This window comes from Glycomyces terrestris (assembly GCF_003933745.1).
Taxonomy (GTDB): domain Bacteria; phylum Actinomycetota; class Actinomycetes; order Mycobacteriales; family Micromonosporaceae; genus Glycomyces; species Glycomyces terrestris.
Map to the genome: position 1 here is coordinate 961,715 of NZ_RSEB01000001.1, position 26,774 is coordinate 988,488.

21 protein-coding genes are annotated in these 26,774 nt (G+C 71.6%); 6 read left to right on the forward strand and 15 right to left on the reverse strand.

All coding sequences use genetic code 11. The annotated features are described in order from the left end of the window. Positions 1-24 precede the first annotated feature (24 nt). The 6 genes from hrpA to EIW28_RS04625 form a co-directional block, all read right to left on the reverse strand. Complete coding sequence (gene hrpA, locus EIW28_RS04600; protein WP_125246495.1) at positions 25-3,918, reverse strand: ATP-dependent RNA helicase HrpA; 3,894 nt, start codon at positions 3,916-3,918, stop codon at positions 25-27. 274 nt (positions 3,919-4,192) lie between these two features. Next, positions 4,193-4,708 (reverse strand): hypothetical protein, encoded by a 516-nt coding sequence (locus tag EIW28_RS04605; protein ID WP_125246496.1) that lies wholly within the window; start codon positions 4,706-4,708, stop codon positions 4,193-4,195. A 140-nt stretch (positions 4,709-4,848) separates the two neighbouring features. Continuing rightward, positions 4,849-6,444, reverse strand: a complete 1,596-nt coding sequence (locus EIW28_RS04610) for an ABC-F family ATP-binding cassette domain-containing protein (RefSeq protein ID WP_125246497.1) — start codon at positions 6,442-6,444, stop codon at positions 4,849-4,851. A 281-nt stretch (positions 6,445-6,725) separates the two neighbouring features. After that, on the reverse strand, positions 6,726-7,532 hold the full coding sequence (locus EIW28_RS04615; protein WP_125246498.1) for a lytic polysaccharide monooxygenase auxiliary activity family 9 protein: 807 nt from the start codon (positions 7,530-7,532) through the stop codon (positions 6,726-6,728). A 222-nt stretch (positions 7,533-7,754) separates the two neighbouring features. Next, positions 7,755-7,865, reverse strand: coding sequence for a methionine/alanine import family NSS transporter small subunit (locus EIW28_RS04620; RefSeq protein ID WP_125246499.1), 111 nt, complete (start codon positions 7,863-7,865; stop codon positions 7,755-7,757). Further along, positions 7,862-9,394, reverse strand: a complete 1,533-nt coding sequence (locus EIW28_RS04625) for a sodium-dependent transporter (RefSeq protein WP_125246500.1) — start codon at positions 9,392-9,394, stop codon at positions 7,862-7,864. The genes EIW28_RS04620 and EIW28_RS04625 overlap by 4 nt, the downstream gene beginning before the upstream one ends. A gap of 262 nt (positions 9,395-9,656) precedes the next feature. On the opposite strand from EIW28_RS04625, the gene EIW28_RS04630 reads away from it, so the two are divergent. Beyond that, positions 9,657-11,873, forward strand: a complete 2,217-nt coding sequence (locus EIW28_RS04630; protein WP_232013792.1) for a HelD family protein — start codon at positions 9,657-9,659, stop codon at positions 11,871-11,873. Between the two features lie 47 nt (positions 11,874-11,920). Continuing rightward, on the forward strand, positions 11,921-13,723 hold the full coding sequence (locus EIW28_RS04635) for a Stk1 family PASTA domain-containing Ser/Thr kinase (protein WP_125246502.1): 1,803 nt from the start codon (positions 11,921-11,923) through the stop codon (positions 13,721-13,723). Between the two features lie 50 nt (positions 13,724-13,773). On the opposite strand, the gene pyrE is transcribed toward EIW28_RS04635, so the two are convergent. From pyrE to EIW28_RS04665, 6 genes are all read right to left on the reverse strand, one after another. Continuing rightward, complete coding sequence (pyrE, locus tag EIW28_RS04640; RefSeq protein ID WP_125246503.1) at positions 13,774-14,307, reverse strand: orotate phosphoribosyltransferase; 534 nt, start codon at positions 14,305-14,307, stop codon at positions 13,774-13,776. A gap of 26 nt (positions 14,308-14,333) precedes the next feature. Continuing rightward, positions 14,334-15,212 carry a phytanoyl-CoA dioxygenase family protein gene (locus EIW28_RS04645; protein ID WP_125246504.1) on the reverse strand — a complete coding sequence of 293 codons (879 nt, stop codon included), beginning with the start codon at positions 15,210-15,212 and terminating at the stop codon, positions 14,334-14,336. Between the two features lie 223 nt (positions 15,213-15,435). Next, on the reverse strand, positions 15,436-17,115 hold the full coding sequence (locus EIW28_RS04650) for a serine/threonine protein kinase (RefSeq protein ID WP_125246505.1): 1,680 nt from the start codon (positions 17,113-17,115) through the stop codon (positions 15,436-15,438). Between the two features lie 120 nt (positions 17,116-17,235). Beyond that, complete coding sequence (locus tag EIW28_RS04655; RefSeq protein WP_125246506.1) at positions 17,236-17,661, reverse strand: hypothetical protein; 426 nt, start codon at positions 17,659-17,661, stop codon at positions 17,236-17,238. A gap of 117 nt (positions 17,662-17,778) precedes the next feature. Next, the gene (locus EIW28_RS04660) at positions 17,779-18,246 is read right to left on the reverse strand and encodes a ribose-5-phosphate isomerase (RefSeq protein ID WP_125246507.1); all 468 of its coding nucleotides are present in this window, start codon (positions 18,244-18,246) and stop codon (positions 17,779-17,781) included. Between the two features lie 11 nt (positions 18,247-18,257). Further along, positions 18,258-19,463, reverse strand: coding sequence for a DUF1015 family protein (locus EIW28_RS04665; RefSeq protein WP_125246508.1), 1,206 nt, complete (start codon positions 19,461-19,463; stop codon positions 18,258-18,260). Positions 19,464-19,568: 105 nt separating this feature from the next. Here EIW28_RS04665 and pepN point away from each other — a divergent pair, with 105 nt between their 5' ends. Beyond that, positions 19,569-22,109, forward strand: coding sequence for an aminopeptidase N (gene pepN / locus EIW28_RS04670; RefSeq protein WP_125246509.1), 2,541 nt, complete (start codon positions 19,569-19,571; stop codon positions 22,107-22,109). 136 nt (positions 22,110-22,245) lie between these two features. After that, positions 22,246-23,166, forward strand: coding sequence for a hypothetical protein (locus tag EIW28_RS04675; protein ID WP_125246510.1), 921 nt, complete (start codon positions 22,246-22,248; stop codon positions 23,164-23,166). Positions 23,167-23,299: 133 nt separating this feature from the next. Here the strand turns inward: EIW28_RS04675 and EIW28_RS04680 are convergent, their stop codons facing one another. From EIW28_RS04680 to EIW28_RS04690, 3 genes are all read right to left on the reverse strand, one after another. Next, a complete protein-coding gene (locus tag EIW28_RS04680) occupies positions 23,300-23,752 on the reverse strand; it encodes a DUF5130 family protein (protein WP_125246511.1) in 453 nt (150 codons plus the stop codon). Then, positions 23,739-23,999, reverse strand: coding sequence for a hypothetical protein (locus tag EIW28_RS04685; RefSeq protein WP_125246512.1), 261 nt, complete (start codon positions 23,997-23,999; stop codon positions 23,739-23,741). The genes EIW28_RS04680 and EIW28_RS04685 overlap by 14 nt, the downstream gene beginning before the upstream one ends. 230 nt (positions 24,000-24,229) lie before the next feature. Further along, entirely contained in the window at positions 24,230-24,784 is a 555-nt protein-coding gene (locus tag EIW28_RS04690; protein WP_232013793.1) for an HNH endonuclease, read from the reverse strand. A gap of 233 nt (positions 24,785-25,017) precedes the next feature. Between EIW28_RS04690 and EIW28_RS04695 the strand changes: the two genes are divergently transcribed. Then, positions 25,018-26,043, forward strand: a complete 1,026-nt coding sequence (locus EIW28_RS04695) for a mechanosensitive ion channel family protein (RefSeq protein WP_158630285.1) — start codon at positions 25,018-25,020, stop codon at positions 26,041-26,043. 84 nt (positions 26,044-26,127) lie between these two features. Then, positions 26,128-26,556: a globin gene (locus EIW28_RS04700; RefSeq protein ID WP_125246515.1), complete on the forward strand. Its 429-nt coding sequence runs from the start codon at positions 26,128-26,130 to the stop codon at positions 26,554-26,556. The last annotated feature ends 218 nt before the right edge of the window (positions 26,557-26,774 follow it).

Sequence of the window (26,774 nt, forward strand, 5' to 3'; positions counted from 1 at the left end):
CACGAACGCGTGTCGCGTCCGTGATCAGAGGGACTGGAGGAGCTTCCTGATGCGCTTCTCGGAGACCTGGTAGCGGGTGCCGAGCTGCTGCGCGAAGAAGCTGATGCGCAGTTCCTCGAGCATCCAGCGGACCTCGCGGCCCTCGCCGGTGCGCAGGGCGGCCGGGCGGGCGCGGGCGAGCGCGTCGCGTTCGGCCTCCAGGGCGTGGACGACGTCCATCTTCGCCTTGTCGCCGTTGACGTCGGCGACCACGCGCTTCGCGCGGTAGGCGACGCCCTTGACGTAGCGGAGGAGGTCGTCCAGGCGCCACCAGCCGGTCGCGCCGACGAAGCCGTCGGCGCCGGTGAGCCCGTCGAGCTGGCGGCGCATGTCGCTCATGGCCGCGAGCATCGTGAAGTCGAACTTGCCTTCGAGGAGGCGCACGGCCTCGCGGGTCTCGGTGAGGATCGCGGCGGCCTTGCGGGCGACGGCGGGCGACTCGCCCGCGACCTCGGGCCGGGCGCGCTTGAGGAGCGCCTCGAAGCCCGCCTTGTCCCAGGCGGGGCCGCCGCCTTCGATGAGGACCTTGTCGAGGACGGTGCGGACGCAGTCGGCCAGGAGCGCGTCGACGTTCGCGTACGGCCCGGTCGCGAGCGCGAGCTGCTCGTTGCGGGTGAGGACTTCCTTCAGGTGCGGGTCGGGGCAGTTCAGGCGGAGCAGGCGGCGGGTGCCGGCCCACATGTTCGCGGCCTGCGAGCCCGGGTCGGGGAAGGCCTTGACGCCGACGCTGGCGCCCTCGTCGGTGAGCGCGGGGTACGCCTTCGCGGTGTAGCCCTTGCGCGGGGTCTCGTGGAGCTTCGGCAGCTCCTCGAAGTCCCAGGAGGTCAGGCCGGTCCGCTCGAGGTCGAAGGCCTCGGCCGCGGCCTCCTGGGTCTTGGGCGCGAGCTGGCGCTGGAGCGCCCCGAGCTCCTTGCCCTCGGCGAGGACGGCGCCGTCCTCGTCCTTGACCTGGAACGTCATGAGCAGGTGCCCGGGGACCTTGGTGAGGTCGAAGGCGTCGGCGGGCACGTGCACGTTCGTCATGGCCTTGAGGGTGTCGGCGAGCGCGGCCATCATGGGCCGGCCGGGGGCCGGGGCCATGCGGGCAACGGCGGCCCTGGCGAAGTCGGGGGCGGGCACGAAGCTGCGGCGCAGCGACTTCGGGAGGCTCTTGATGAGGGCCTCGGCGAACTCGGCGCGCAGGCCGGGGACCTGCCAGGTGAACGCGTCCTGGTCGAGCTGCTGGAGCGCGGGGAGCGGGACGGCGACGGTGACGCCGTCGCGGGCCGAACCGGGCTCGAACTCGTAGTCGAGGTCGAGGTCGGCGCCCTCGGAGGTCCAGACCTCGGGGTAGGCGTCGGCGGCGACGTCCTCGGCGCGGTCGCCCAGGAGCAGGGCCTCGTCGAAGTCGAGGAGGGTCTTGTCCGGCTCCCGCTTCCACCAGGCGTCGAAGTGGCGGCCGGAGACGACGTCGGCGGGGACGCGCTCGTCGTAGAAGTCGAAGAGGGTCTGTTCGTCGGCGAGGAGGCCGCGCCGGCGGACCCGGCTCTCCAGCTCCTCGACCTCGCCGATCTTGGCGAGGTTGCGGGCGAGGAACTTGTGGTGGGTCTCCCACTCGCCTTGGACGAGGGCGTGGCGGAGGAACAGCTCGCGGCTCGTCACCGGGTCGATGCGTCCGAAGTTGACCTTGCGGCGGGCGACGATCGGGACGCCGTAGAGGGTGACGCGCTCGAACGCGAGGACGGCGCCGGAGCGCTTGGACCAGTGCGGCTCGGAGTAGGTGCGCTTGACGAGGTGCTGCGCGAGCGGCTCGACCCATTCGGGCTCGATCTTGGCGCACACGCGGCCCCACAGGCGGCTGGTCTCGACCAGTTCGCCGGCGACGACCCAGCGCGGCTGCTTCTTGGCGAGGCCGGAGCCGGGGAAGATCGCGAACTTGGCGTTGCGGCCGCCGAGGTACTCGCGGGTGTCGGCCTCCTTGACGCCGATGTGGGAGAGCAGGCCGGCGAGGAGCGCGGTGTGGATGCGCTTGGCGTCCGGGGCGGGCTCGGTCGGCTGGACCGGGATCTTCAGGCTCTTGAGGACGCCCTGGATCTGGCGGACGAGGTCCTGCCACTCGCGGATGCGCAGGTAGTGCAGGTACTCCTGTTTGCACATGCGGCGGAACGAGCTGGAGGAGCGGGTGCGGCGCTCGCCTTCGAGGTACTGCCACAGGTTCAGGTACGCGGAGAAGTCGGAGTCCGGGTCGTTGAACCGGGCGTGCGACTGGTCGGCCTGGGCCCGCTTGTCGGCCGGGCGCTCCTTCGGGTCCTGGATGGACAGCGCGGCGGTGATGACGGCGACCTCGTGGACGCAGCCCTCCTCGCGGGCCTGGAGGATCATGCGGGCCAGGCGCGGGTCGATGGGCAGGCGGGCGATGTCGCGGCCGGTCCGGGTGAGGCGCCGCTCCCCCGCCCGCACGTCCTCGAGGGCGCCGAGCTCGACGAGGAGGTCCATGCCGTCCTTGATGTTCCGCGAGTCGGGGGCGTCGACGAACGGGAACGTCTCGACGCGGCCGAGCTTCGCGGCGGTCATCTGGAGGATGACGGAGGCGAGGTTGGTGCGCAGGATCTCGGCGTCGGTGAACTCCGGGCGGGCGTTGAAGTCCTCCTCGGAGTACAGCCGGATGCAGATGCCCTCGGCGACGCGGCCGCAGCGGCCGGCGCGCTGGTTGGCGCTGGCCTGGCTGATCGGCTCGATCGGGAGGCGCTGGACCTTGGTGCGGGCCGAGTAGCGGGAGATGCGGGCGTACCCGGCGTCGATCACGTAGCGGATGCCGGGGACGGTCAGGGAGGTCTCGGCGACGTTGGTGGAGAGGATGATCCGGCGGCCGGTGTGGGAGGAGAAGACGCGGTGCTGCTCCTGCGCGGACAGGCGCGCGTACAGCGGCAGGATCTCGGTGTGGCGGAGCTTCGCCTTCTCCAGGGCGTCGGCGGTGTCGCGGATCTCCTGCTCGCCGGAGAGGAACACGAGGATGTCGCCGTCGCCGGCGCGGGACAGCTCGTCGACGGCGTCGAGGATGCCGTCGATCTGGTCGCGGTCCTCGTCGCCCTCCTCGTCCCGCAGGGGCCGGTAGCGGACCTCGACGGGGTAGGTGCGGCCGGAGACCTCGAGGATCGGGGCGGGCCTGCCGCCGGAGGCGAAGTGGTTCGCGAAGCGCTCGGGGTCGATGGTCGCGGAGGTGACGATGACCTTGAGGTCGGGGCGCTTGGGGAGGATCTGCTTGAGGCAGCCGAGGATGAAGTCGATGTTGAGGCTGCGCTCGTGGGCCTCGTCGATGATGATCGTGTCGTAGGCGCTCAGGAGCCGGTCGTGCTGGATCTCGGTGAGCAGGATGCCGTCGGTCATCAGCTTGACGTAGGACGCGTCGGAGACCTGGTCGGTGAAGCGGACCTTCCAGCCGACGGCCTCGCCGAGCGGGGAGCGCAGCTCCTCGGCGATGCGCTCGGCGACGGCGCGGGCCGCGATGCGGCGCGGCTGCGTGTGGCCGATCATGCCGCGCACGCCGCGGCCGAGTTCGAGGCAGATCTTCGGGATCTGCGTGGTCTTGCCGGAGCCGGTCTCGCCCGCGATGATGACGACCTGGTGGTCGCGGATCGCCTCGAGGATGTCGTCCTTGCGCTGCGAGACGGGCAGCTCTTCGGGGTAGACGATCGTCGGGACGCCGGCCGCGCGGGCCGCGAGCGCGGCCTCCTTGGCGGCGACGTCGGCTTCGAGGCGCGCGTACGCGTCGGCGCGGGCCTGGCCGTCGAGCTCGCGGGCCTCCCGCAGGCGCCGCTTCAGGGCGCGCTGATCGGCCGTGCGCAGCGCGGAGACGCGCTCGCGCAGGCTGGGACGGGAGTCTTGGGCGCTGCTGGGCATGACGATAGGCAAGGATACGCGGGCGGCGGCGCTGCGCGCCATGCATTATCGCCGGGTGTGGCCCGCCCGGCGGGAGTCGGGAGCGTCTCCGCGAATCGGACTTCGGGGGACCCCCGATTGCAATGCTGCCCGGCAGGTCTGACATCACTGCGAGGCGAGGGGGACTCGCATCCGAGGGCGCGCTCGTGTCGGGTACCCCGCTTGCGGCTCGGCCGCGTTCGGGGCTGTTCGGCCTGCGTCTCGACGGCGTTCGGAGCCGTTCGGCACCGGGCCGTCAGTCCTCGAGGTCGCCGCACAGGACGCGGTTGTCCGTGAGGCCTTCGGCGGTCATGATCGCGTCGGGGGCGTGGACGACGATCGACTCGGCGCGGTCGTCGAGGACGAGGCCGCTCGACTCGGTGACCTCGCCGGTGCCGGTCTCGGAGGTGGTGAAGACGAGCTCCACGATGTTGCCGGCCGCGTCCTCGCCGTCGGGGTCGGCGAGCCAGTGGCCGCCGCCGGGCGGGGTGTCGTCGCACTCGCCGTCGTGGACGTGCGCGGTGTACTCGGTCGAGGCGGCTAGGCCGGCGACGGCGAGCTGGACGCGGGTGCCGTCGCCGGTGGAGACGTCGGCGGTGCCGTGGCCGTTCGGGTCGACCGCCGACCACGCCGCGGTCGTCGCCAGGGCCGCGGTCCAGGAGCCGCCGAGGTCCCCGCCGTCCTCGGCGTCGCTCCCGCACCCCGCGGCGGCGGCGGTGAGGAGGGCGGCCGCGATCGCGGCGGTCGTCGCGGTGGCTCGGCGGGACTGCATGGGCGCTCCTTCGTCGTTCGGCCACACCAGTATCGGGCCGACCGGGCCGCCGTCGCGGGATTGCGCGGCCGTGTCCGGCGCCCACGGTCGTGCACGGTGGCCGCCGCGACCGGCCCTGCGGCCGGCCGCGGCGGCGGGTGTCAGACCCCGGCCGCGACCGGGACGTCCGCGGCGATCCCCTCGCCGCGCACCAGCTCGACCCGTCGCGTCAGGCCGAGCCCGTCAAGGAACGCCTCGTCGTGGCTGACGACCACGAGCGCGCCCTGGAACGCCGTGAGCGCCTGCTGGAGCTGCCGGGTCGAGGACATGTCGAGGTTGTTCGTCGGCTCGTCGAGCAGGAGCAGCTGCGGCGCCGGCTGGGAGGACAGCACGGTCGCGAGCGCCGCCCGCAGCCGCTGCCCGCCCGAGAGCGTGCCGACCCGCTGGAACACCGCGTCGCGGCGCATCCCGAAGCGCGCCAGGCGGGTCCGCAGGACCGACTGGTCGGCCTCGGGCGCCGCGGCGCGCACGTTGTCGAGCACCGTCGCGTCCTCGTCGAGCAGTTCGAGCCGCTGTGTGAGGAACCCGTGCGGCACCCGGGCGGCGGCCGCGATCGCGCGCAGCAGCGTGGTCTTGCCCGAGCCGTTGTCGCCGGTGATCGCGACCCGCTCGGGCCCGCGCAGGTGCAGCCCCAGGCCCTCGCCGTACAGGCCGTCCGCGTCGAGGCCCTTGATGACCGCGATCTCGCGGTGCGTCGAGACGCTCGTCTCCGGCAGGTCCACGTTGATCGCGCCGTCGTCGCGCACGGCCTCCTCGGCCGCGTCGAGGCGCTCGCGCGCCTCCGCGACGTCCTCCTGCTTGGACAGGAGGATCTTCGCCGAGGAGACCTCGCCGGCGTTCTTCTTGCCGTTGAGGAGGATCTTCGGCGTGCCGCCGCGGTCGCGCTCGCGCTTCCACGCGGCCGCGCCCTTGTCGTTCTGGATGCGGGTCGCCACGAGTTCCTTCCGCTGCCGCGTCAGGTCCTGCTTGGCGTCGCGCACGGCGCGGGCCGCGGCCTCCTGCTCGGCGGCGATGACCTGCTCGTAGGCGCTGAAGGGGCCGTCGAAGACCCGGATGCGCCCCTTGTAGAGCTCGGCGACGGCGTCGACGTGCTCCAGGAGCGCCCGGTCGTGGCTGACGACCACGAGCGTGCCGTTGAAGCGGCGGATCGCCTGGTAGAGGCGGCCGCGCGCGGTGGCGTCGAGGTTGTTCGACGGCTCGTCGAGCAGGAGCACGTCGGGTCGGCGCACGAGCCGCCCGGCCAGGCCCACGAGCATCGACTCGCCGCCGGACAGGGTCGCGACGGTCCGGTCGAAGCCGACGTGGTCGAGGCCCAGCTCGTCGAGGGCCACGCGCGAGCGGTCGAGGAAGTCCCAGTCGTCGCCGATGGCGGCGAAGTGCTCCTCCCCCGCGTCGCCGGACTCGATCGCCAGGAGCGCCTTGCGCTTCCCGGCGATGCCGAGCAGGTCGGCGACGGTGTCGCCGAGGCGCAGCGGGAGCTCCTGCGGCAGGTACTCGATGAGGCCCGACGCGGTGATCGACCCGGACTCGGGCTTGAGGAGCCCGGCGACCAGGCGCATGAGCGTGGACTTGCCGGTGCCGTTGTCGCCGACGAGGGCGGTGCGGCCGTCCGAGAACACGACGTCGACGCCGTCGAAGACGCGCTCGCCCTCCGGCCAGGCGAAGCGCAGCTGCTGGACGTTGATATAGGTGGTCATGAGACCTCTCTCAGGTGAGTGTCGAAGCGGGATCACATGAGAGACATCGCGCCGCAGCGGCGGAGGAGACGGTCCCCGGGAATGGGCACTCTCGATCGAAGACACACCGTGCACGTGCGCAGAGACGTGCTGACGCGATGTCTGCGACCTAGAGAATCAAGTGAGTGCCTAACGTCGGGGACAAGGACGGGACAACCGTAGCCGCGCCCCCGCGGCGCTGTCAAGCGTGATGCGCGCCGCGGGCCGCCCGGTCGGGGAACCGGGCGGCCCCTGCGGACCGCCTAGCAGTCGGAGGTCCGCTTCCAGACCCCCCATTCGCCGGTGGTGCCGGGCTCCTCGCCCTGCGTCCACCAGGAGGCGGTGTAGGCCGCGCCCTCGTGCGTGACCTTGCTGCCGCCGGTGTAGACCGCGGTCGCGGCCCAGGCCGCGGCCGAGCAGCCCTCGCCGGTGCCGGGGTCGGTCGAGGTCGGCGGGTCGGTCGGGTCGCCGGACCCGCCGCCGAAGTCGACGTCGATGCACGAGTAGAAGGCGTTCGCGGTGTCGGCGATGTTCCACACCGCGAGGACCAGGTGCTGGCCGGTGCGCGCCGGGAGCGTCACGGTCTGGGTCATCGTGTGGTCGGGTTGGGCGCCGCCCATGCGGAACGACGCGATCGGCGTGAGCCCGAGGTCGGCGCGCGTGAGCGGCTGCGTCGGGTCGTAGCTCGCGTTGGTGATGTAGTAGTCGAACGTGGCGGTGGAGTGCCGGGCGGTCATGGTCCACGTGAAGGTCCGCGGACCGGCGCTCACCGAGGTGGTGGGCCAGTTGCCGCCGCGCGGGTCGTCGAGCTCGGCGAAGGTGTCGTGGCCGGCGGAGCAGATCTCGCCGTCCGCGGGACCGGCCGCCGGGAAGCCCTTGGGGCCCTCGACGCTCTGGGGCTCATAGGAGATGGCCCCGCAATCGGTGACCTCCCCGCTGGCGCACAGCGCCGAGCGGGAGGGCGGGTCGGAGGTGTAGCCGTGACCCCAGGCCAGGGCGGCCATGGAGGCCGAGACCGCGAGGGTCGCGGCGCCGGCGATGGACAGGATGATCTTGCGCGGCTTGCGCATCGTCGTCTCCCATCAAAACGTTGGATTCAGCGATTCCCTTCAATGTCGTAACACTTCCTACCTGCGACGACATGAATTAAAAAGTAACCTAACAGTTTGTGGGAGACGACACAAGGGGGTCGGCGGCGGATTTTCGGGCGTTTCGGCGAAGCGGCGCCTTTCCACACAGAACGGCGGCGGCCGCGCACGATCCGTGCGCGGCCGCCGCCGGCGGTCGGTGCCTCAGTCCTCTTCGGACTCCGGGTGGTTGATCAGCGTGATCACGGAGGCGAGCAGGCCGCCGCCGACCACGAGGATCGAGATGACCAGCATGGTGATCGCACTGGCGCTCATCGGGCGGCCTCCTCCACGTCGTGGACTTCCTCTTCGGTCATGAACGGCGGGGTCTCCTTGCGGCGCAGCAGGAGCGCCATGACGAAGGCGAACGCGAGCGAGCCGCCCGCGACGGCCCAGCCGAATGCCTGGTACTGGTGGTAGGCCGCGTTCACGTCCTCGGGCCCCGCCGTCACGAGGTCGCGCACGTTCAGGAACAGGATCACGGTCAGCGCCAGCGGGGTGACCACGCCCAGGCAGGTGACCCAGATCGGGCCGACCTTGAACACCGAGGTCGCGTTCGCGTTGTCCCGCAGCTCCTTCCACTTCCACAGCACCCAGACCACGGCGATGATCGCGGCCGGGGCGGCCACGGCGATGCCGTAGTTGTTGATGAAGTAGTCGGTCACGTCCAGCAGCATGAGGCCGTTGACCGTGGGAAACAGCGCGACCGAGACGATCGCCATGCCGCCGCCGACGATGCCGACGGACTTGCGGCGGCTCCAGCCGAAGCGGTCCTCGACCGCGGCGACGGGGACCTCGACCACGCTGATGAGCGAGGCGAAGCCGGCCACGACCAGCGAGAGGAAGAACAGCACCCCGAACAGGCCGGCCAGGTACGGCAGCGTGTTGATGATCGCCGGGAACGCGATGAACGCCAGGCCCACGCCCTGGTAGGACTGCTCGTCGATCGGCACGCCGGTCTCGAACGCGAGGAAGCCGAGCACGGCGAACACCGCGATGCCGGCCAGGATCTCGCCGAACGAGTTCGACATGCCCACCGTCCACGCCGAGGTGGTGATGTCGGACCTGCGCTTGAGGTAGGAACCGTAGGTGACCATGATGCCGAAGCCGACCGACAGCGTGAAGAAGATCTGGCTGTAGGCCGCGAGCCACACCTGCGGGCCGCGGATCGCCTCCCAGTCGGGGGTGAAGAACGCGTTTAGGCCGTCGACCGCGCCGTCGAGGGTGAGCGACTGCACCACCAGCGCGCCGAACAGGACGATCAGCAGCGGGATGAACACCTTGCTGCTCGCCTCGATGCCCTTCTTGACGCCGGCGCCGATCACGACCAGGGTCGCGACCCACACCAGCGCCAGCGCGACCCCGAGGCCGGGCAGCCAGGTGCCGAAGTCGTACAGGTCGCCGGCCTGGAGGAAGTCGGCCATGAGGAACGTCGCGGGGTCCTCGCCCCACTGCTTCTCGACCGAGAACCACGCGTACCAGGCGGCCCACGAGATGATCACCGCGTAGTAGACGCCGATGACGATCGCGATGGCGACCTGCCACCAGCCGAGGAACTCGGCGTTGCGGTGGATGCGGCGGAACGCGACGGGGGCCGATCCGCGGTAGCGGCGGCCGATGGTGAACTCCAGGATGAGGAGGGGGATGCCCGCGGTGCACAGGGCCACGAGGTAGGGGAGGAGGAAGGCGCCGCCGCCGTTCTCGTAGGCGACGCCGGGGAAGCGCCAGATGTTCCCGAGCCCGAGGGCCGAGCCGACGGCGGCCAGGATGAACCCGACCCGGCTCCCCCATTGCTCTCTTGCCATTTCGTCAGTATCTCCAGTCACGCCGAGAGGGGCAGTCAAAACGGCCTATACCGTAACCAACGGCGGGCCCGGGGTCGGGGGCGGTGTCGGTGAGGTGATCAGGGGCCTTGCCGCGGAACGAGACGGAGCGGCCCCGGCGGCGGTAAGGTTGATCAGTTCCACCGCGATCGGCACGGCGCGCAGGCGAGGCCGTCCATCGGCGGTGGCCCTCGCGCGCGACGTCAGCGCCCCCACATCATCCGCTCCGTCTCAGAGGAGAGCCGTGTCCGCTGCCATCACTCCCGCCGCCAGGGCCGAGCAGGTCCGCCTGGACGGCCTGTACGCCCGCGTCGACCGGCTCCGCGACGAGGCCGCCGAGCGGCTCGGCGAGGCCGGCCGGCGGCACGTGGAGAACGACCAGGAGCGCTCGCAGCGGGACGCCGAGACGCTGCTGTACCGCCGCCGGATCGCGCTCCTCGACGCCGTCGAGGAGGGCCTGTGCTTCGGGCGGCTCGACTACATCGACCCTCATGAGGCCCCGATGTACTTGGGGCGCATCGGCATCCACGCCGAGGGCGGCGAGCAGCTGCTGGTGGACTGGCGCTCGGAGGCCGGGCGCCGGTTCTACCTGGCGACCGCCGCGAACCCGGCCGGCGTACGCCGCCGCCGCCACCTGCACACCCGGGGCCGGCGCATCCGGTCGGTGAACGACGAGGTCCTGGACCTGGACGCGGCCGCGGACTCGGGCTCCACGATCGGGTCCGAGGGCGCCCTGATGGCGGCGCTCGACGCGGCCCGGACGGGCACGATGAAGGACATCGTGGCGACGATCCAGGCCGAGCAGGACCGGATCATCCGGGCGCCCTTGGAGGGCGTCATGATCGTCGACGGCGCGCCGGGCACCGGCAAGACCGCCGTCGCGCTCCACCGGGCCGCGTACCTGCTGTACGAGCACCGCGACCGACTCAAGCGCCAGGGCGTGCTCATCATCGGGCCCGGGAAGCAGTTCCTGCGCTACATCTCCGAGGTGCTGCCGGGCCTGGCCGAGACCGACGTGCTGCTGCGCACGCCCGCGCAGCTGGTGCCCGGGATCGCGGCCGACCGGCCCGAGACCGAGGCGGTGGCGGCCGTCAAGGGCCGGGCCGTCATGGCCGGGGTCATCGCCAGCGCGGTGGCCGACCGGCAGGTGGTGCCGCGCGAGCCGCTGCCGGTGGACTTCGAGGGGCACGAGCTGTGGCTGCGACCGGAGAAGATCACGGCGGCGCGGGACGCGGCGCGCGAGACGGGCCTGGCGCACAACGAGGCCCGGGAGACGTTCCACAAGCGGGTCATCGCCGACCTGGCGACGCAGTACGCGGACATCATCGGGGAGGACCCGCTCGGCGGGGAGAACCTGCTGGGCCTGGCGGACCGGGCGCAGTTCGCGGTCGAGATCGCCTCCGACCCGGTGATCCGCGGCCAGATCGAGGAGCTGTGGCCGGAGCTGACGCCCGAGGAGCTGCTGGAGGACCTGTTCGCGTCGCGCGAGCGGATCGCGTCGGCGGCGGCGGTGCTGGGGCCGGAGGAGCGCGCGCTGCTGCACCGGCGGCCGGGCGGGTGGAGCGAGGCCGACGTGGCGCTGCTCGACGAGGCGGCCGAGCACCTCGGCGAGGTCGAGCGGGCGCAGCGCCCGGGCGGGCCGAGCGCCGAGCAGATCGCGTACGCGCAGGACGTGCTCACCATCGCGCAGGGGTCGGCGTCGTTCGACTTCGAGGACGAGGAGTCGGAGCTGCTCCAGGCGACCGACGTCATCGACGAGTTCTGGCTCGGCGAGCGGCAGGTGGACGAGCGGTTCGTGTCGGTGGCCGAGCGGGCCGCGGCGGACCGGCGCTGGATCTTCGGGCACGTGATCGTGGACGAGGCGCAGGAGCTGTCGCCGATGGAGTGGCGGGCGCTGCTGCGCCGGTGCGTCACCCGGTCGTTCACGGTGGCCGGGGACCTCGCGCAGGCGGCGGGCCCGGCGGCGCCGGCGAGCTGGGGCGCGGTGTTCGGCGACGCCGACCTGGTGTGGCGGGCCGAGCAGCTGACGGTGTCGTACCGGACGCCGAAGGAGATCATGAACGTCGCGGTGCGGGTGCTCGACGCGATCGGGATCGACGCGCCCCGGCCGCGGTCGGTGCGCGAGTCCGGGCACGAGCCGTGGCTGGAGGTCGCCGGGGAGGAGCTCGACCGGGTGGTCGAGGAGCAGGTCGCGGCCGAGAAGCGGATCGTCGGGGAGGGCTCGGTGGCGGTCGTGACGACCGCGGAGCGGGCCGCGGGCCTGGCGGGGATCGCCGACGCCTCGGTGCTGACGGTGAAGCAGGCCAAGGGGCTCGAGTTCGACTCGGTGATCGTGGTGGACCCGGACGCGGTCGCGGCGACGGGGCTGCGGAACCTGTACGTGGCGCTGACGCGGGCGACGAAGCGGCTCGGCGTTGTGGCCCCTGACAAACCGGTGTTCCCCGGGGCCGAGGTCCTGTAGCGAGAGACGCAAGCTCATACACTGTCAGCAGGTGTAGGAGGTGCGGGTTGACAACGACGACCGGGGACCTGACCGGTGCGCTCGTCGACGGGCGCTACCGGCTCGAGCGGCTGATCGCCCAGGGCGGCATGGCGGACGTCTACGAGGCCGAGGACGAGCGGCTCGACCGCACCGTGGCCGTGAAGATGATCACCGCCGGGCGCGCGGACGGGTTCGACCTCACGGCGTTCACGCACGAGGCCCGCACCATCGCCCGGCTCTCGCACCCGAACATCGTGGCCGTCTTCGACCAGGGCGTCCACGAGGGGCTGCCGTACGTCGTCATGGAGTACGTGCCGGGGACGACGCTGCGCGAGCTGCTCAACCGCCGGCGCCGCCTGCGGATCGAGGAGGCCGTGGAGGTGTGCTCGCAGCTCCTCGACGGGCTCCAGGCCGCCCACGACGCCGGGCTCGTGCACCGCGACATCAAGCCCGAGAACATCCTGCTCAAGAACGGCGGCCGCGGCGACCGCGTCAAGGTGGTGGACTTCGGCCTGGCCGAGGCCGTCCACGGCGACCGCGACACCGGCGGGCCGCTCGTGGCGACCGCCGCGTACGTCGCGCCCGAGCTCGTCGGCGGCAGGCCGGCGACGACCGCGAGCGACGTCTACTCGACCGCGATCCTGCTGTACGAGCTGCTGACCGGGGAGGTCCCGTTCGACGGGCCGGACTCGGGGGCCGTCGCGCGCCGCCACGTCGAGGAGGACGTGCCGTCCCCGCGGCTCACGACCCCCGACGTGCCGGAGGGCCTGGCCGAGCTCGTCACCGCCGCCGCGGCGCGCCGGCCCGGGCAGCGCCCGGTCGACGCCGGGGCGTTCCTGCGGCGGCTCCAGGCCGTCGACCTCGGCCACGTGCCGGGCACGACCGGCCAGGTGCCGCGTCCGACCCGGGCCGTGCAGACGACGATGGTCGTCGACCACCCGAAGGCGAAGCGGAACTGGAAGGCCCTGGTCACGCTGGGGCTCATCGCGGCCGTGCTCGTCTCGGTCGCGGCCGCGGGCTGGTGGATCGGCATCGGCCGGTACACGGCGACGCCGTCGCTGCTCGACCAGACCCGCGACACCGTCGCGGCCTACGGCCTGGAGCAGGGCTTCGAGATCCGCATCGAGGAGGACTACAGCGCGTCGGTGCCGATCGGCGGGATCGTCTCGCAGGACCCCGAGGTCGGCGACCGCATCCGCGAGGGCGCGGTGATCACCGTGGTCGTCTCGCTCGGGCCCGAGCGGTTCCCGGTGCCCGACCTCGCGGGCGAGACGGAGGCGGACGCGCGCGAGGCGCTCGCGGCCTTCGACGCCGAGGTCACCGTGGAGCACGAGTACAGCACCGAGTTCACCGAGCCGGGGCAGGTGACGCGCACCGACCCGCCCGCGGGCGAGGAGGTGAAGTCCGGGACGCCGGTGACGCTGTACGTCTCCGACGGGTACCCGCCGCTCACGGTCCCCGACGTGGTCGGCCTGGCCGAGGCGGACGCGCAGGCGGCGCTGGAGGCCGAGGGCCTCGAGCTCGGCGAGGTGACCAGGCGCTACAGCGACACGATCCCGGCCGGGTCGGTCATCGAGCAGACCCCGGCGGCCGACGCGCCCGCCGGGCCGGGCGACGCGGTCGCCCTCGTCGTCAGCGACGGCCCCGAGCCGGTCGAGGTCCCCGACGTCGTCGGCATGGACATCGAGGAGGCCACCGAGGAGCTCGAGTCGCTCGGGTTCACGGTGAAGACCGCGCAGATCTGGTTCACCGGAACGGTCTTCGACCAGTCACTGGACGCGGGCAGCGAGCACCCGAAGGGCGCCGAGATCTGGCTCTGGGCCAGGTAGACGGACACGGAACGGGGCCGGGCGATCCGCCCGGCCCCGTTCCGTTCGCCTCACTTCGCGCCGGCGGTCTTCAGCTCCGTCATGGTGAACAGGGCCTTGAGCTCGATGCCGATGTCGGCCAGGTTCTTCAGCCCGCCCGACTCGCGGTCGATGACGCACACGCCCTGCTCGACGACCGCGCCGCGCTCGCGCAGTTCGCCGACGGCGTCGAGGACGGCGCCGCCGGAGGTGACCACGTCCTCCACGATGAACAGCCGCCGGCCGTCGACCTCGCCGCCCTCGGCGAGGCGGCAGGTGCCGTAGGTCTTGGCCTCCTTGCGCACGAACAGGGCAGGAAGGCCCGTCACCTGCGAGAGCATCACCGCGATCGGGATGCCGCCGGTCTCCAGGCCCGCGAGCGCGTCCACGCCGTGCGCGGGCACCAGCGGCGCGAGCGCTTCGGCGATGCGCCGCAGCAGGACCGGGTCGGACTCGAACAGGTACTTGTCGAAGTACTCGTGCGCGACCACTCCGGACCGGAGCGTGAACTCGCCGGTCAGGTGCGAGCGGTTGAAGAGGTCGCGGGCGAGGTCGTCGTGGCTCATGCGCTCAGACTGCCATGGCGGGGGCGTTACGGGCGCAGGGGCGGGTAGGACGGGTCGAGGAGGTCACGCTCGGCCAGCCAGTTGTAGAGCGGCGTCTCCTTCGGGTAGTGGCCCCAGCCGTGGTCGCCGGTGGGCATGTGCCCGCCGAGGAGCTGCTGCTGGACCGGGTCGAGGTCGTTCCACCACGGCTGGTTCGGAAGGTCGTCGACGAGGTCGCGGGCGCGGATCCAGCGCGGCGTGAACCCGAAGAACGCGACCTTGCGGGTGAGGTCGGAGTAGTTGTCGCTGCGCGCGTGCCAGATGCGGCGGTCGAAGAACATGACGTCGCCGGCGTTGCCGGTGACCTCGATGGCGCCCTCGGGGTCGGGCCACTCCATGTCGCGGCGCGGCGGGCCGTCGATGCGGTTCCACTTGTGGGAGCCGGGGACGATCTTGGTGTTGCCGCGGCCCTCGGCGGAGAGGTCGGTGAAGAAGTACGCGAGCTTGACCGAGAGGCGCGGGCGCGGCTCGGTCTCGGTCTCGCGGTTCTGGCGGCCGCCGTCCTGGTGCCATTCGAAGCGGAAGGGCCGCTTGCCGGCGATCGGCGGGTGCTTGTCCACGTGGGAGTGGTAGACGTGGAAGTTCCAGCCGAGGATCGACCAGACGTAGTGGAAGGTGCGGGGGTGGTTGAGCAGGAACGCGAGTTCCGGGCAGGAGGTGACGGCGTCGAGGCGGTGCATGGCGCCCTCGGGGCTGAGCCGGCCGGCCTCCTTCTCGAGCTCGTAGACTCTGTCGAGGGCGTCCGAGCACCGTTTGATCTCGTCGGCGTCGAGGGCGCCGCGGATCATGAGGTAGCCGTCCCGATCGAAGGCTTCGCGCTGCTCCGGAGTCAGAGCTGCGGCACCGACCGATGTCACTGCGGTCATCTCAATGCCTTTCCGGTGTCCAGGGGGGATCTGTCGTCAGTGAGACGCGCCGTCCTCCCGTATCGGTTGCACCGCCGAATCTGGAAAAGCTCAGGCAAGGACCCGGCGGTGCGCGTTACCGGAAATCGTAGGACTCATCGCTTCAGGACCGCTGGAGAAAGTCTCGAAGTCGCATGAGAAGAAGGAGGAATCCGCGTTTTTCACCGTGAATTCGGACGGAATATCACAGTCCGAAAAGGTCTGAGAACCAGGTGAAGTCGAAACTGAGCCAGTCCCAGTCGAGCTCGCCGAGGTAGTCGATGCCGACCATGAACAGGAAGACGCCCGTGGCGAGGTGGGCCAGCCGCGCGGACTTGCGCTTGGCGTGCAGCCACCGGCCCCACAGGATGCCCCCGGCGACGCGGATCAGGAAGAACAGGCCCACGGCGACCGCGAGGACGAACAGGTAGCTGAGGACCTGGGTCTGGAGCGTGTCGAGGCCGTTGGTGATGACGCGCAGCAGCCACATGATGAGCGAGAACAGGCCGCCGATGACGGACAGCTCGAAGCCCTTCGCGAGGGAGCCGGGCGGGCCGAGCAGCGGGGGCCGGTCCTGCTTGGCGAGCTCGCGCTCGCTCGGCTCCTCGGGGTCGGTGGCGAGGCGCAGCCGCGGCAGCGGGCCGCGCCGCTCGACCGGGCCGGCGGAGCGGCCGGGTGAGAAGGAGCCGTCTGGGCGCTGCTGGCGGGCCAGGAGTTCGTCTTGGTCGGGGACGCGGACGCGTCCGGCGATCGTCTTCTCCTGCACCGGGTTCGCGCCGGCGTCCATGATGCGGGTGCTGTTCGCGGCCGGCTGCGGGACGATCTGCGTGGCCGGGGAGGCCGGCATGGCCGGGACGCCGGACATCGGGGCCGGGACGTCCATGCGGCGGGTCCGGTCGGCGCCGGGCGCGTCGAGGCGCCGCGTCGCGTCGGCGGCGGCCGGGGCGCGGCCCCAGTCGACGCCGAGGTCGGGCAGGTTCGAGCGGGACACGACCGCGACGAGGTCGGCGATCCAGCGCGGCAGCTCCTCGGTGCGGGGCCGGTTGTCCGGGTTGTCGTCGAGCGGCGCGGTGAGCAGTTCGCGCAGGCGCGGGTTCGACTCCAGCAGCGGGTGGCGGCGCAGGCGCGCCCACGGGACGCTCTGCTCGTGCCCGGGCGAGTCCGTGCGCGCGGTCGCGCCCGTGACCAGGTAGAACGCGATCGAGCCGAAGCCGTGCACGTCGTAGGCGGGGCCGACGGTGCCCTGGTGGGCCTCCGGGCCGGCGGTCTCGCGCGTGTACGCGATCGTCGTCAGGTGCGCGGGCGTGTAGTAGCGGGCGCCGGTGAAGTCGATGACCTTCGCGGACCCGTCGGGGCCGATGATCACGTTGGCGGGCTTGAGGTCCATGTGCAGGACCGGGTGCGCGCCGACCGGCGGGTGGTGCATCGCCTGCATGACGTCGGCGACCGAGCGGAGCGTGCGGGCGGCGTCGACGCGGCCGAGGCGCTGCGACAGCAGCTGGCGCAGGTCGTGCCCGGGGAGGTACTCGAGGACCTGGAACGGCATGGGGTCGCCCTGCGGGGGCCGGCCGGCCGGGTGCGGGGCGCGCCCGTAGAACGCGTCGATGCGCCGGCAGATCGAGCCGACGTTGCGCGAGTGGAGGTCCATGAGGACGGCGTCGCCCTTGTCCCAGGACCGGAACTGGTGCTCGCGGGTGTCCTGGGGGTTGGGGCGGAACACCTTCACGGTGAGGGGCGCGGAGGCGACGCCCGCCGACACGCGCACGGCCTGGTACACGTCGGCCTGGCCTCCCGAGCCGAGCAGACCGGTGAGCCGGTAGCTCTGCTCTGACCCCGGGAGGGGGTCGGCCGGGCCGCAGACGAGGTCAACGGTGGCGTTCGACATTGCGTGGTCCTTCGGGTCTCAGGCTGAGCCCATAGCGTAACGCCCGGAATCCACCCTTCGCGGTCCCCGGAGGGCCCGCTGTACGCATCATCTCAGCATCGCTTCGGAGGCAACCGGGCCTCAGCGGCCGGACCCCCACGGGCTGTCGCCGCCGGGCTGGGAGCCGAAGCCGGCCGCGGGCTGGCCGTACGAGCTGGCGGGCGGGGCCGGGGCGGCGGAGGGGTTCATGGGCTCGAACACGCCGCCGGGCTTGCCGGGCTGCTGCGGGGAGACGACGGGCTCGAACGCGGCCCGGTCGACGCTGCCGCCCGAGCCGGAGGCGAGGACGGCGGCGCCGTCGCGCTTGAGCGACCACAGCGCGGGGGCGAGTGCGACGGTGAGGACGCCGAAGCCGACCGCCCACTGCTCGATCGGGGCGCTCTCGGCGACGCCCGTGAGGTCGAAGTCGGCGAGGTGCCAGGCGAGGGAGGAGCCGAGGAACAGGAGGGTTCCGAGGAGGCCGATCACCTGGAGGACTTGGAGGATGACGCGAAGACCCTTTGACATGGATCGACGATACCGACACCCGTCCAATAACTCCAGGTGTGTTTCGGCGAATTCTCCTGATTCCGGGGATGCGGAAGGGCCCGGACCGGGGTCCGGGCCCTTCGGTGCCGTGGCCGCCTAGGGGAGGTCGGGGAGCTCGTGGGTGGACTCCCAGGCGGTGAGCATGTCGATGCGCCGCTGGTGGCGCTCGGAGCCGGAGAAGGGCTCGTCGACGAACGCGTCCGCGAACGAGGTGGCCTCCTCGAGCGAGTGCATGCGCCCGCCGATCGCGACGACGTTCGCGTCGTTGTGCTGGCGGCCGAGCTTGGCGGTCTCGACGCTCCAGGCCAGGGCCGCGCGGCAGCCGGGGACCTTGTTCGCGGCGATCTGCTCGCCGTTGCCTGAGCCGCCGATCACGATGCCGAGGCTGCCGGGGTCCGCGACGGTCCGGGAGGCCGCGTGGAGGCAGAACGGCGGGTAGTCGTCGTCCGGGTCGTACGAGTGCGGGCCGACGTCGACGACCTCGAAGCCGCGGCCGGACAGGTGCTTGACCAGGTGGTCCTTGAGTTCGAGGCCCGCGTGGTCGGAGCCGAGATAGATGCGCACGTTGACAGACCTTAACCCTTCGGGAGCTCGGCGATGGCGAGACCGGCGCGGGCCTTGGGCACGAACCAGGTCGACTTGCGCGGCATCTTCAGCCGCTGGAGGTTCACGTCGATGAAGTCGGGCACGGTCACCGGCGCGATGAGGATCGCCAGGTCAGCGCGGCCCGCGTCGACCTGCTCGGCCAGCCACGCGGCCGGGTAGTCGCCGCCGACGTACGTGATGCGCTTGTCTCCCGCCTCCCAGCCGAGGAGCGCGGTGAAGACCTCGTTCTCGACGCGGGTGTGGTCGAGCCGGTCGACCACGCTGCCCTCGACGTCGCCGAAGCCGACCTCCCAGGTGCGGCCCTGGCCGTACATGACGACGGTGCCGCCCGCGGCGGGCGTCTCGGGCGGGCCGTCGACCTCGGTCACGGTCGCGCCGATCTGGCCGATCTGCTCGACCAGCTGCGAGGCGGAGCCGGGCAGGCCCTTGACGAGGCGGTGGTAGGGGCGGATGGCGACCGACCGGGGTGTGGTGATCACGGCCAGGAAGCGGTCGAGCCCGCCGACCTGCGCCGCGAGCGAGCGGTGGTTGCCGTCGGCGACGATGAGGTCGCCGTCCCCGGCCAGCGCGGCCAGCCGCTCGCCGGCCTCGCCCCCGACGGGCCAGATCTCGTGGGCGCGGCCGGACTCGTCGAGGTCGGCGGCCACGGGCTCGCCGGCGTCGGCGATGGCGGCCTCGATCGCGGCGTGCAGCTCCTCGCCCTTGGAGGACTGGAGCAGCAGGACCGGGCTGAGCAGGTGGCGCAGGAGCTGGTTGAGCTCGTTGCGCTGCTTGACCTTCTCGATGAAGACGTCCTCGTTGCGGATGACCTTGCCGGGCTCCTCGGCGGAGGAGGAGATCTCGGCGGTGTCGACGAGGCAGAACACGCCGTACGCGGTGGGCTCCTCGCCGCCGGAGATCCGGTAGGCGACGGCCACGTCGCCGTACGCGGCGAACCTGCCGGCGTCCTTGAGGGCGCCGAGCCGCTCGGCCGCGGCCGGCAGGGCCTGGTCGAAGCTCAGGCCCGCGGCGACGGCCTCGGGCGTGTGGGCGGGCATCTCGACGCCCAGCATGGACGCCGGGTTCGCCTCGATGATCCGCGTGATCTCGGTTTCGTCGGGGAACTCGTCGTAGTTCTTCGCGCCCGTGCCTCCGGTGGAGAGCCAGGCCAGATCGATCGGGTGTGCAGCAGTCACGCCCCGAGCGTAATCGGTCGCGGTAGCGTCACCGTGGCCGCCGACCGGACTCCGGGAATGTGACACACTTCTTTCATATCCGATCTCTTGACCACTGGAGGCATCGTGCCGTCGACGCACATTCTCACCAGAGACGAGGCCGAGCGGCGCGCCGAGCTGCTCACCGTCGACTCCTACACCGTGGAGCTCGACCTGACCGGGCACGAGCGGGGCGACACCTTCGGCTCGCGGACCGCGGTCGTGTTCGACTGCGCCGAACCGGGCGCGGAGACGTTCATCGAGATCGCGGCCGAGCGGATCGAGGACGCGTTCCTGAACGGCGAGCCGGTCGACGTCTCCGGGTACGACCCGAAGGCGGGCCTGCGGATCACGAACCTGGCCGCGCGGAACGAGCTGGTCGTGAACGCGGTCTGCACGTACTCGACCGACGGGCAGGGCCTGCACCGCATGGTCGACCCGGTCGACAAGGAGACCTACCTCTACTCGCAGTTCGAGGTCGCCGACGCGCAGCGCGTGTACGCGTGCTTCGACCAGCCGGACCTGAAGGCCAGCTTCACGTTCCAGGTGCGCACGCCCGAGCACTGGACCGTGATCTCGAACATGCCGGCGGCCTCCGAGACCGTGGTGGAGGCGCTCCAGACGAAGGTGACCCTGTTCGAGACGTCGGTGCGGATGAGCCCGTACATCACCGCGATCTGCGCGGGCCCGTACTACGGGGTGCACGAGGTCCACGACGGCATCGACATGGGCCTGTACTGCCGCCAGTCCATGAAGGACTACCTGGACCCCGAGGGGGTCTTCGAGGTGACGCGGCAGGGCTTCGACCACTTCCACGAGCACTTCGGGGTGCGCTACCCGCTGCCGAAGTACGACCAGGTCTTCGCCCCGGAGTACAACTTCGGCGCGATGGAGAACTTCGGCTGCATCACGATCGCCGAGGCCTCGTTCCTGTTCCGCTCGCAGGTCACCGACTTCGAGCTGGAGCAGCGCGCGAACGTCATCCTGCATGAGATGGCGCACATGTGGTTCGGCGACCTGGTCACCATGCGCTGGTGGGACGACCTGTGGCTGAACGAGTCGTTCGCGGAGTGGGCCAGCCACTGGGCGAACGTGGAGGCGACGCGCTTCAGCGGGGCGTGGACGACGTTCCTGTCGGCGCGCAAGAACTGGGGCTACGGCGCCGACCAGCAGCCGACGACGCACCCGGTGTACACCGACGCGGGCGACACCGAGGAGATCCAGGCGAACTTCGACGGGATCACCTACTCCAAGGGCGCCTCGATCCTCAAGCAGCTGGTGGCGTACGTCGGCATCGAGCCGTTCCTGGCGGGCCTGCGCGCGTACTTCCAGCAGCACCAGTTCGGGAACGCGGTGTTCTCGGACCTGCTCGGGGAGCTGGAGACCGCCTCGGGCAAGCCGCTCAAGGACTTCGCGGACACGTGGCTGCGCACGGCCGGGGTCTCGACCCTGCGCCCGGAGGTCGCGGTCGACGGCGACGGGAACTACACGTCGGTGACGGTGCTCCAGGAGGTGCCCGCCGAGCACCCGACGCACCGGACCCACCGCATCGCGATCGGCCTGTACGACCTCGAGGACGGGGTGCTCAAGCGCCGCGACCGGATCGAGGTGGACGTGACCGGCGAGGCGACGGCGGTGCCGGAGCTGGCCGGGGTGCGGCAGCCGGACCTGCTGCTGCTCAACGACGACGACCTGACGTACGCGAAGCTGCGCCTGGACGAGCGGAGCCTGGCGACGGCGGTCGCGCACACCTCGGCGCTGGAGGACTCGCTGGCGCGGGCGCTGATCTGGGCCGCGGCCTGGGACATGCTGCGCGACGCCGAGCTGCCGGCGTCGCAGTTCGTGGAGCTGGGCTGCACGAGCCTGACGGCCGAGGACGACATCAACATCGTGACGGTCGCGCAGCGGCAGGTCGCGGGGGCGCTCGCCTACGCCGACCCGTCGCACCGCGCCGAGCTGCGCGAGCGCTGGGCCCGGGCCGCGGAGGCGGCCATGGGCGCGGCCGCGCCGGGCTCCGACCCGCAGCGGTCGTGGGCGAAGGCGTACGCGTCGGCCTCGCGTTCGGAGGCCGACCTGGCCCGCCTCGCCGGGTGGCTCGAGGGCGCCGGCGTGCCCGAGGGCCTGGCGGTGGACGCGGACCTGCGCTGGGCACTGCTGACCGTGCTCGTGGCGACGGGCGCCGTCGCCGAGGAGGCGATCGACGCCGAGCTCAACCGCGACTCGACCGCGGACGGGAAGCGCCTGTCGTTCATCGCCCGCGCCGTCGTCCCGACCGCGGAGGCCAAGCAGCGCACCTGGGAGCGGATCGTGGACCCGGCCTCGGAGAACTACGTGCGCCGCTCCTCGATGCTCGGGTTCGCGCCGCTGGACCAGGCCGACCTGGTGCGCCCGTACCTGCGCCCGTACCTGGACGCGGTGCCGGAGCTGTGGGAGAAGCTGGGCGCCCAGCAGGCCGTCGAGTTCTCCAAGCTCGCGTTCCCGTCGAACCTGATCGACGCGGAGTCGCTCGCGGTGCTCGACGCGTGGCTGGCCGAGGACCGGCCCGCGCCGGTCAAGCGCGGCGTCGCCGAGGGCCGCGCCGACACCGCCCGGGCCCTGAGGGGCCAGGAGCTCGACGCGCGCGCGTAAGCGCCCGCGACCCGGGGCTCCGGGGCCGGCACGACCGGTCCCGGAGCCCCGAGTGCTTCTCACGCCGTTGGTAAGCTCGCCGTGTCGCGGCGCGGCCGCGGCGTGCCCGCCCTGGGGATGAATGGAGAGAGCAGTCTTGTCCGCGCTTTTGCCGGTGGTCGTCCTCAGCGCCACCCTGGTCGCGCTGTTCGGCGTCGTCCTGCCGCTCCTGCTCCTCGGGCCGGTCCTCGCCTCGCGGACCCGGCCGCAGCCGCAGCAGCTGGTCTTCGCCGTCGTGCTCCTCATCCCCACCGTCGCGATCGGCTCGGTGTTCCTGTCGTGGTGGGCGGTCGAATGGCTCCGCCGCTACGACGTGCCGGTGCCGGAGCTGACGGGCATCGCCCTGGTCGTGGCCGCCGTCGTGGGGCTCATGGCGCCGCTGCGCCTGCCCGGCGGGTCCGGGCCGTTCTGGCTCAAGCCGCTCTTGGGCTTCGCCTCGGGCATCCTCGTGCCGATGTCGATCATCTGGAGTTCCGAGGCGGGCCTGCACTGGCTCGCCGCGGCCGGCATCGGCCTGCTCGTGCTCGTGGTGCTCGTCGTGTTCTTCCGCCTCATCGCGAAGCCGCTCGCCGACCGGCGCACCGCGAAGCAGGTGCGGACCTCGGTGCGGCGCTTCCAGGGCCAGCTCGTCGACGTGACCGACGCGGCCTGGAGCCTGTCGAGCGCGCGCGGCACCGCCGACCGGATCGTGCTGACGTACAGCGGCGAGGCGGACGGCAAGCCGGTGGGCGCGGCGCTGATGCTCAAGCGGGACATGGACTGGGTGCCGAAGGCCCGCGAGAACGAGTCCGCGGTCTTCGAGCTCGCGAAGGGCCTCAACGGCCAGCCGACCGAGGCGGTCTTGGCGCAGAAGCAGATCGGGACGCCCGCGACGCTCACGATGCGCATCCCCGGCACGACGATCCTGTCGATCCGCGAGACCGTCGCCGACTCCCTCTCGTGGGTCGAGTTCATCGGGAAGCTCGAACTCACCGACGCCGACGGGCTCCTCAAGCGGCAGCAGCCCGCGGACGACTGACAAGCATGAAGCGGCGGCCGGGAGGTGCACCTCCCGGCCGCCGCTCGTCGTATCTGCTCGGTGCCGCTGGTCTTCCAGTGGACCTGGCGCCGCTGCGCTTCTCGCGGGCTGGCGCCGCTGCACTTCTGGCGGGCTAGCGTCCTTGTGCGGTCTCGGCGAGCATGCGCAGGCCGGTGATGATCCCGCCGGCGAGCTGGCCGGCGCCGAACGCGGCCTCCATCGAGAAGACCACGAGGGCCGCGGAGCGGTCCGGGATCTTCTCCTGGGCGAGCCGGCCGGTGACGATCTCCAGCTGCCGCTGCTCGGGCGAGACGGCGATGAGCACGGAGCGCTCCGGGTCGGCGAGCCGGTCGTGCAGCGCCTCGGCCGCGCCCCGCACCGGGTCGTGCAGCGGGCCGACGTAGACGCTGTAGTGCAGGCCGCCGCCGTCGCGCTCGGCGACCGACAGGGCCTCGTCCAGGTGCAGGAGTTCCTTCACGTCGAAGGGGCCCTCCAGCATCGGCTGGCGCATGAGCTCGGGGCTGCGGTCGACGCCCTCGACGATGCCGTCGGTGGTGGCGACGGCGACCTGGTTACCACTTGCCATGGGAGCCTCCCTTGGGTCCACTGGCGAGCGCCTCGCCGTGGGCGGCGTCGAGCGCGGCCGCGTGCGAACCGGTGTCGCCGGGCGCCGCCACGCTGCGGGCCACGAACCACACCGGCTTGAAGTCGTAAGGACGGCCCGCGCGGTAGCGGGACTGCGGCCGCGGGTGCCGCAGGAAGACCACGGTGAACACCGTGACCACGACCAGGATCGGGGCGCCGAACAGAATCAGCCAGTCCTGGAAATCCATTGTTGCTCCCCTAGTTGCAGAGACATGGTGACAACGCCAATGGCAAGCGGGCGCCGCGACCGCTCTCAGCCTAATCCAATTGCGCCCCTCACATCGCCGCAGGTGGGAAGTACCCGCTCCGCGGAGCGTGCAACCCGGGTTCCCAAGGGGCGGAGGCCGATGGGAACGGGACGGGCCCGCCGGCGGTCCGAAGACCGTGCCGGCGGGCCCGTCCCGTCCGATGGGGAGCACTACGAGAGGCGGGCGCGCTCCTTCCCGTGGCGGGGCAGCCACGCCTCCCAGGCCGGGTCGGGACGCCGCTGTCCCCGGAACCCGCGCAGCTGCCAGCCCGAGGGGGGCTTGGGGACGCGCGGGAGCCGCCAGCCGAGCTCGGCCAGGGTCTTGTCACTCTTGCGGTGGTTGCAGGGGGCGCACGCCGCCACGACGTTGTCCCACGTGTGCGTCCCGCCGCGCGAGCGGGGCACCACGTGGTCGATCGTCTCGGCCGAGGAGCCGCAGTACACGCAGCGCCAGTCGTCGCGGGTGAACACGCCGCGGCGCGACGGGCTGGCGCCCACCTGACGGGGGATGGCGACGTAGCGGTTCAACCGGACCACCGAGGGGACGGGGATGTGCATGGTTTCGGAGCGCAGAAAACCGTCACCAGGAGTGACGGTTTCGGCCTTGCGAGTGAGCAGCAGCACCGCCGCCCGCTTCACTGGTATCACGCACAGCGGCTCGTAACTCTGGTTGAGGACCAGCGCCGATCCGAGACCGACGCCGTGCGTGAAGAGATTCGCGTGCACCCCTGGGGCAGGGTCATCGCTGTCGAGCGTGCTCCTATGTCGAGGACCTATCACGGTGACGTACCTCCAAGCCATCGGTCCCGTCAAGTTTGACCTATATCTCAGAAAATTGCACCCTGGTTCCGTGGGATCTTGAATGACGAACGAATATCGTCTGTTCGAACCCCCGGTGGCCTCGGACGGTGCGGTGCCGGGGCCCGTGCGGCCGGGGTCGGAAGCGGAGAATGGTGAACGTGGAAGTGCTTGCCCAGGCGGAGACGGCGTCCCCCTGCGAGACGGGGTTCAACGCCTGCTCGCTGCTGTGGCGGATCAGCGACAACAAGGAGTTCGCGGTGGACGCCGGCTCGGTGCTCGACAAGATCGGGCAGGTGCTGCTGATCCTCGTCGTCGCGTTCCTGCTGCGGTGGGTCGTGAACCGGGCCATCGCGCGGATCATCAAGCAGGTCACCACCATCAAGGGCCCGCAGTCGATCGCGGACCTCGCCGACAAGCTCGGCTCCTCGAACTCCCGGCGCGAGGAGCTCCTCGGCGACCGGTCGAAGGCGCGGGCCGACACGCTCACCGGCGTGCTCCAGCACGTCGCCGGGATCGTGATCTACACGGTCGCGTTCATGCTGGTGCTCAGCTCCTTCAACGTGAACCTGGCGCCGATCCTCGCCAGCGCGGGGATCGCCGGCATCGCGATCGGCTTCGGCGCCCAGAACCTGGTGCAGGACTACCTGGCCGGGATCTTCATCCTCCTCGAGGACCAGTACGGGGTCGGCGACAACGTCGACGTCGGCGACGCCACGGGCACCGTGGTCGACATGGGCCTGCGGGTGACCACGCTGCGGTCGCTGGACGGGACACTGTGGTACGTGCGCAACGGCCAGATCCTGCGCGTGGGCAACTCGAGCCAGAGCTGGGCGTACGTGGTGGTGGACACGCCGCTGCCGCCGACGGCGGACATCGACCGGGCCGGGGAGATCATCACGCGGGTCGCCGAGGAGTTCAAGGACGACGAGGAGTGGAGCGACCACGTCCTCAAGGCGCCCGAGTACCTGGGCCCGATCGAGATGACGATCGACGAGATCAAGGTGCGCCTGGGCGTGCGGATGACCTCGGACCAGCAGTGGGCGGCCGGGCGCGAGCTGCGGCGGCGTGTGACCGAGGCGCTGCGCGAGGCCGGGATCATCGACCTGGCGTCGAGCGGGCGGATCTACGTGCCGCGCACGATGGCGAACGGCGGGGCGGCCGGGGCCGCGGGCACGACCGCGTAGGCGGATCGGTGATATAGAGCCCATTCGGTGTGACGCGCACCGGATCGGCTTTCCACTCGGGGCCGCGGTTGGCACGATTGAAAGATGCCTAGTGACAGCCCGCGGGCGGTTGTGCCCCTCACGCCGACTGGTCAGCCCGCGCCCACGCAGTCCTTCTACGAGGCGGTGGGCGGCGAGGAGACCTTCGAACGCCTCGTGGACGCGTTCTACGCCCAGGTGGCCGAGGACCCGGTCATGCGGCCGATGTACCCGGAGGAGGACCTCCGCCCGGCGGCCCGGCGCCTCAAGATGTTCCTGGAGCAGTACTGGGGCGGGCCCCACACGTACTCGGAGGAGCGGGGCCACCCGCGCCTGCGAATGCGCCACGCGCCCTTCGTGATCGGCGAGCGCGAGCGCGACGCCTGGCTCAAGTGCATGCGCACCGCGATGGACGAGGTGGCGCTGCCGCCGGAGTACGACCGGGTCATGTGGGAGTACATGGAGCGGGCCGCGGACTTCATGCGGAACGCGTGAAGCAAGAGGCTCAGCATGCGGAACGCATGAAGCTAGAGCGCAGCATGCGGAACGCATGAACCAGAGGCGCAGCATGCGGAACCCGTGCAGCTGAGGCTCAGCACGCGCAACGCATGAACCCGAGGCTCAGCAAGCACACCACGCAATAGCAGACTGCGACGCCGGAGGGCGGGACGCGATCGCGTCCCGCCCTCCGGCGTCGCCGCGTCGTCCCGGAC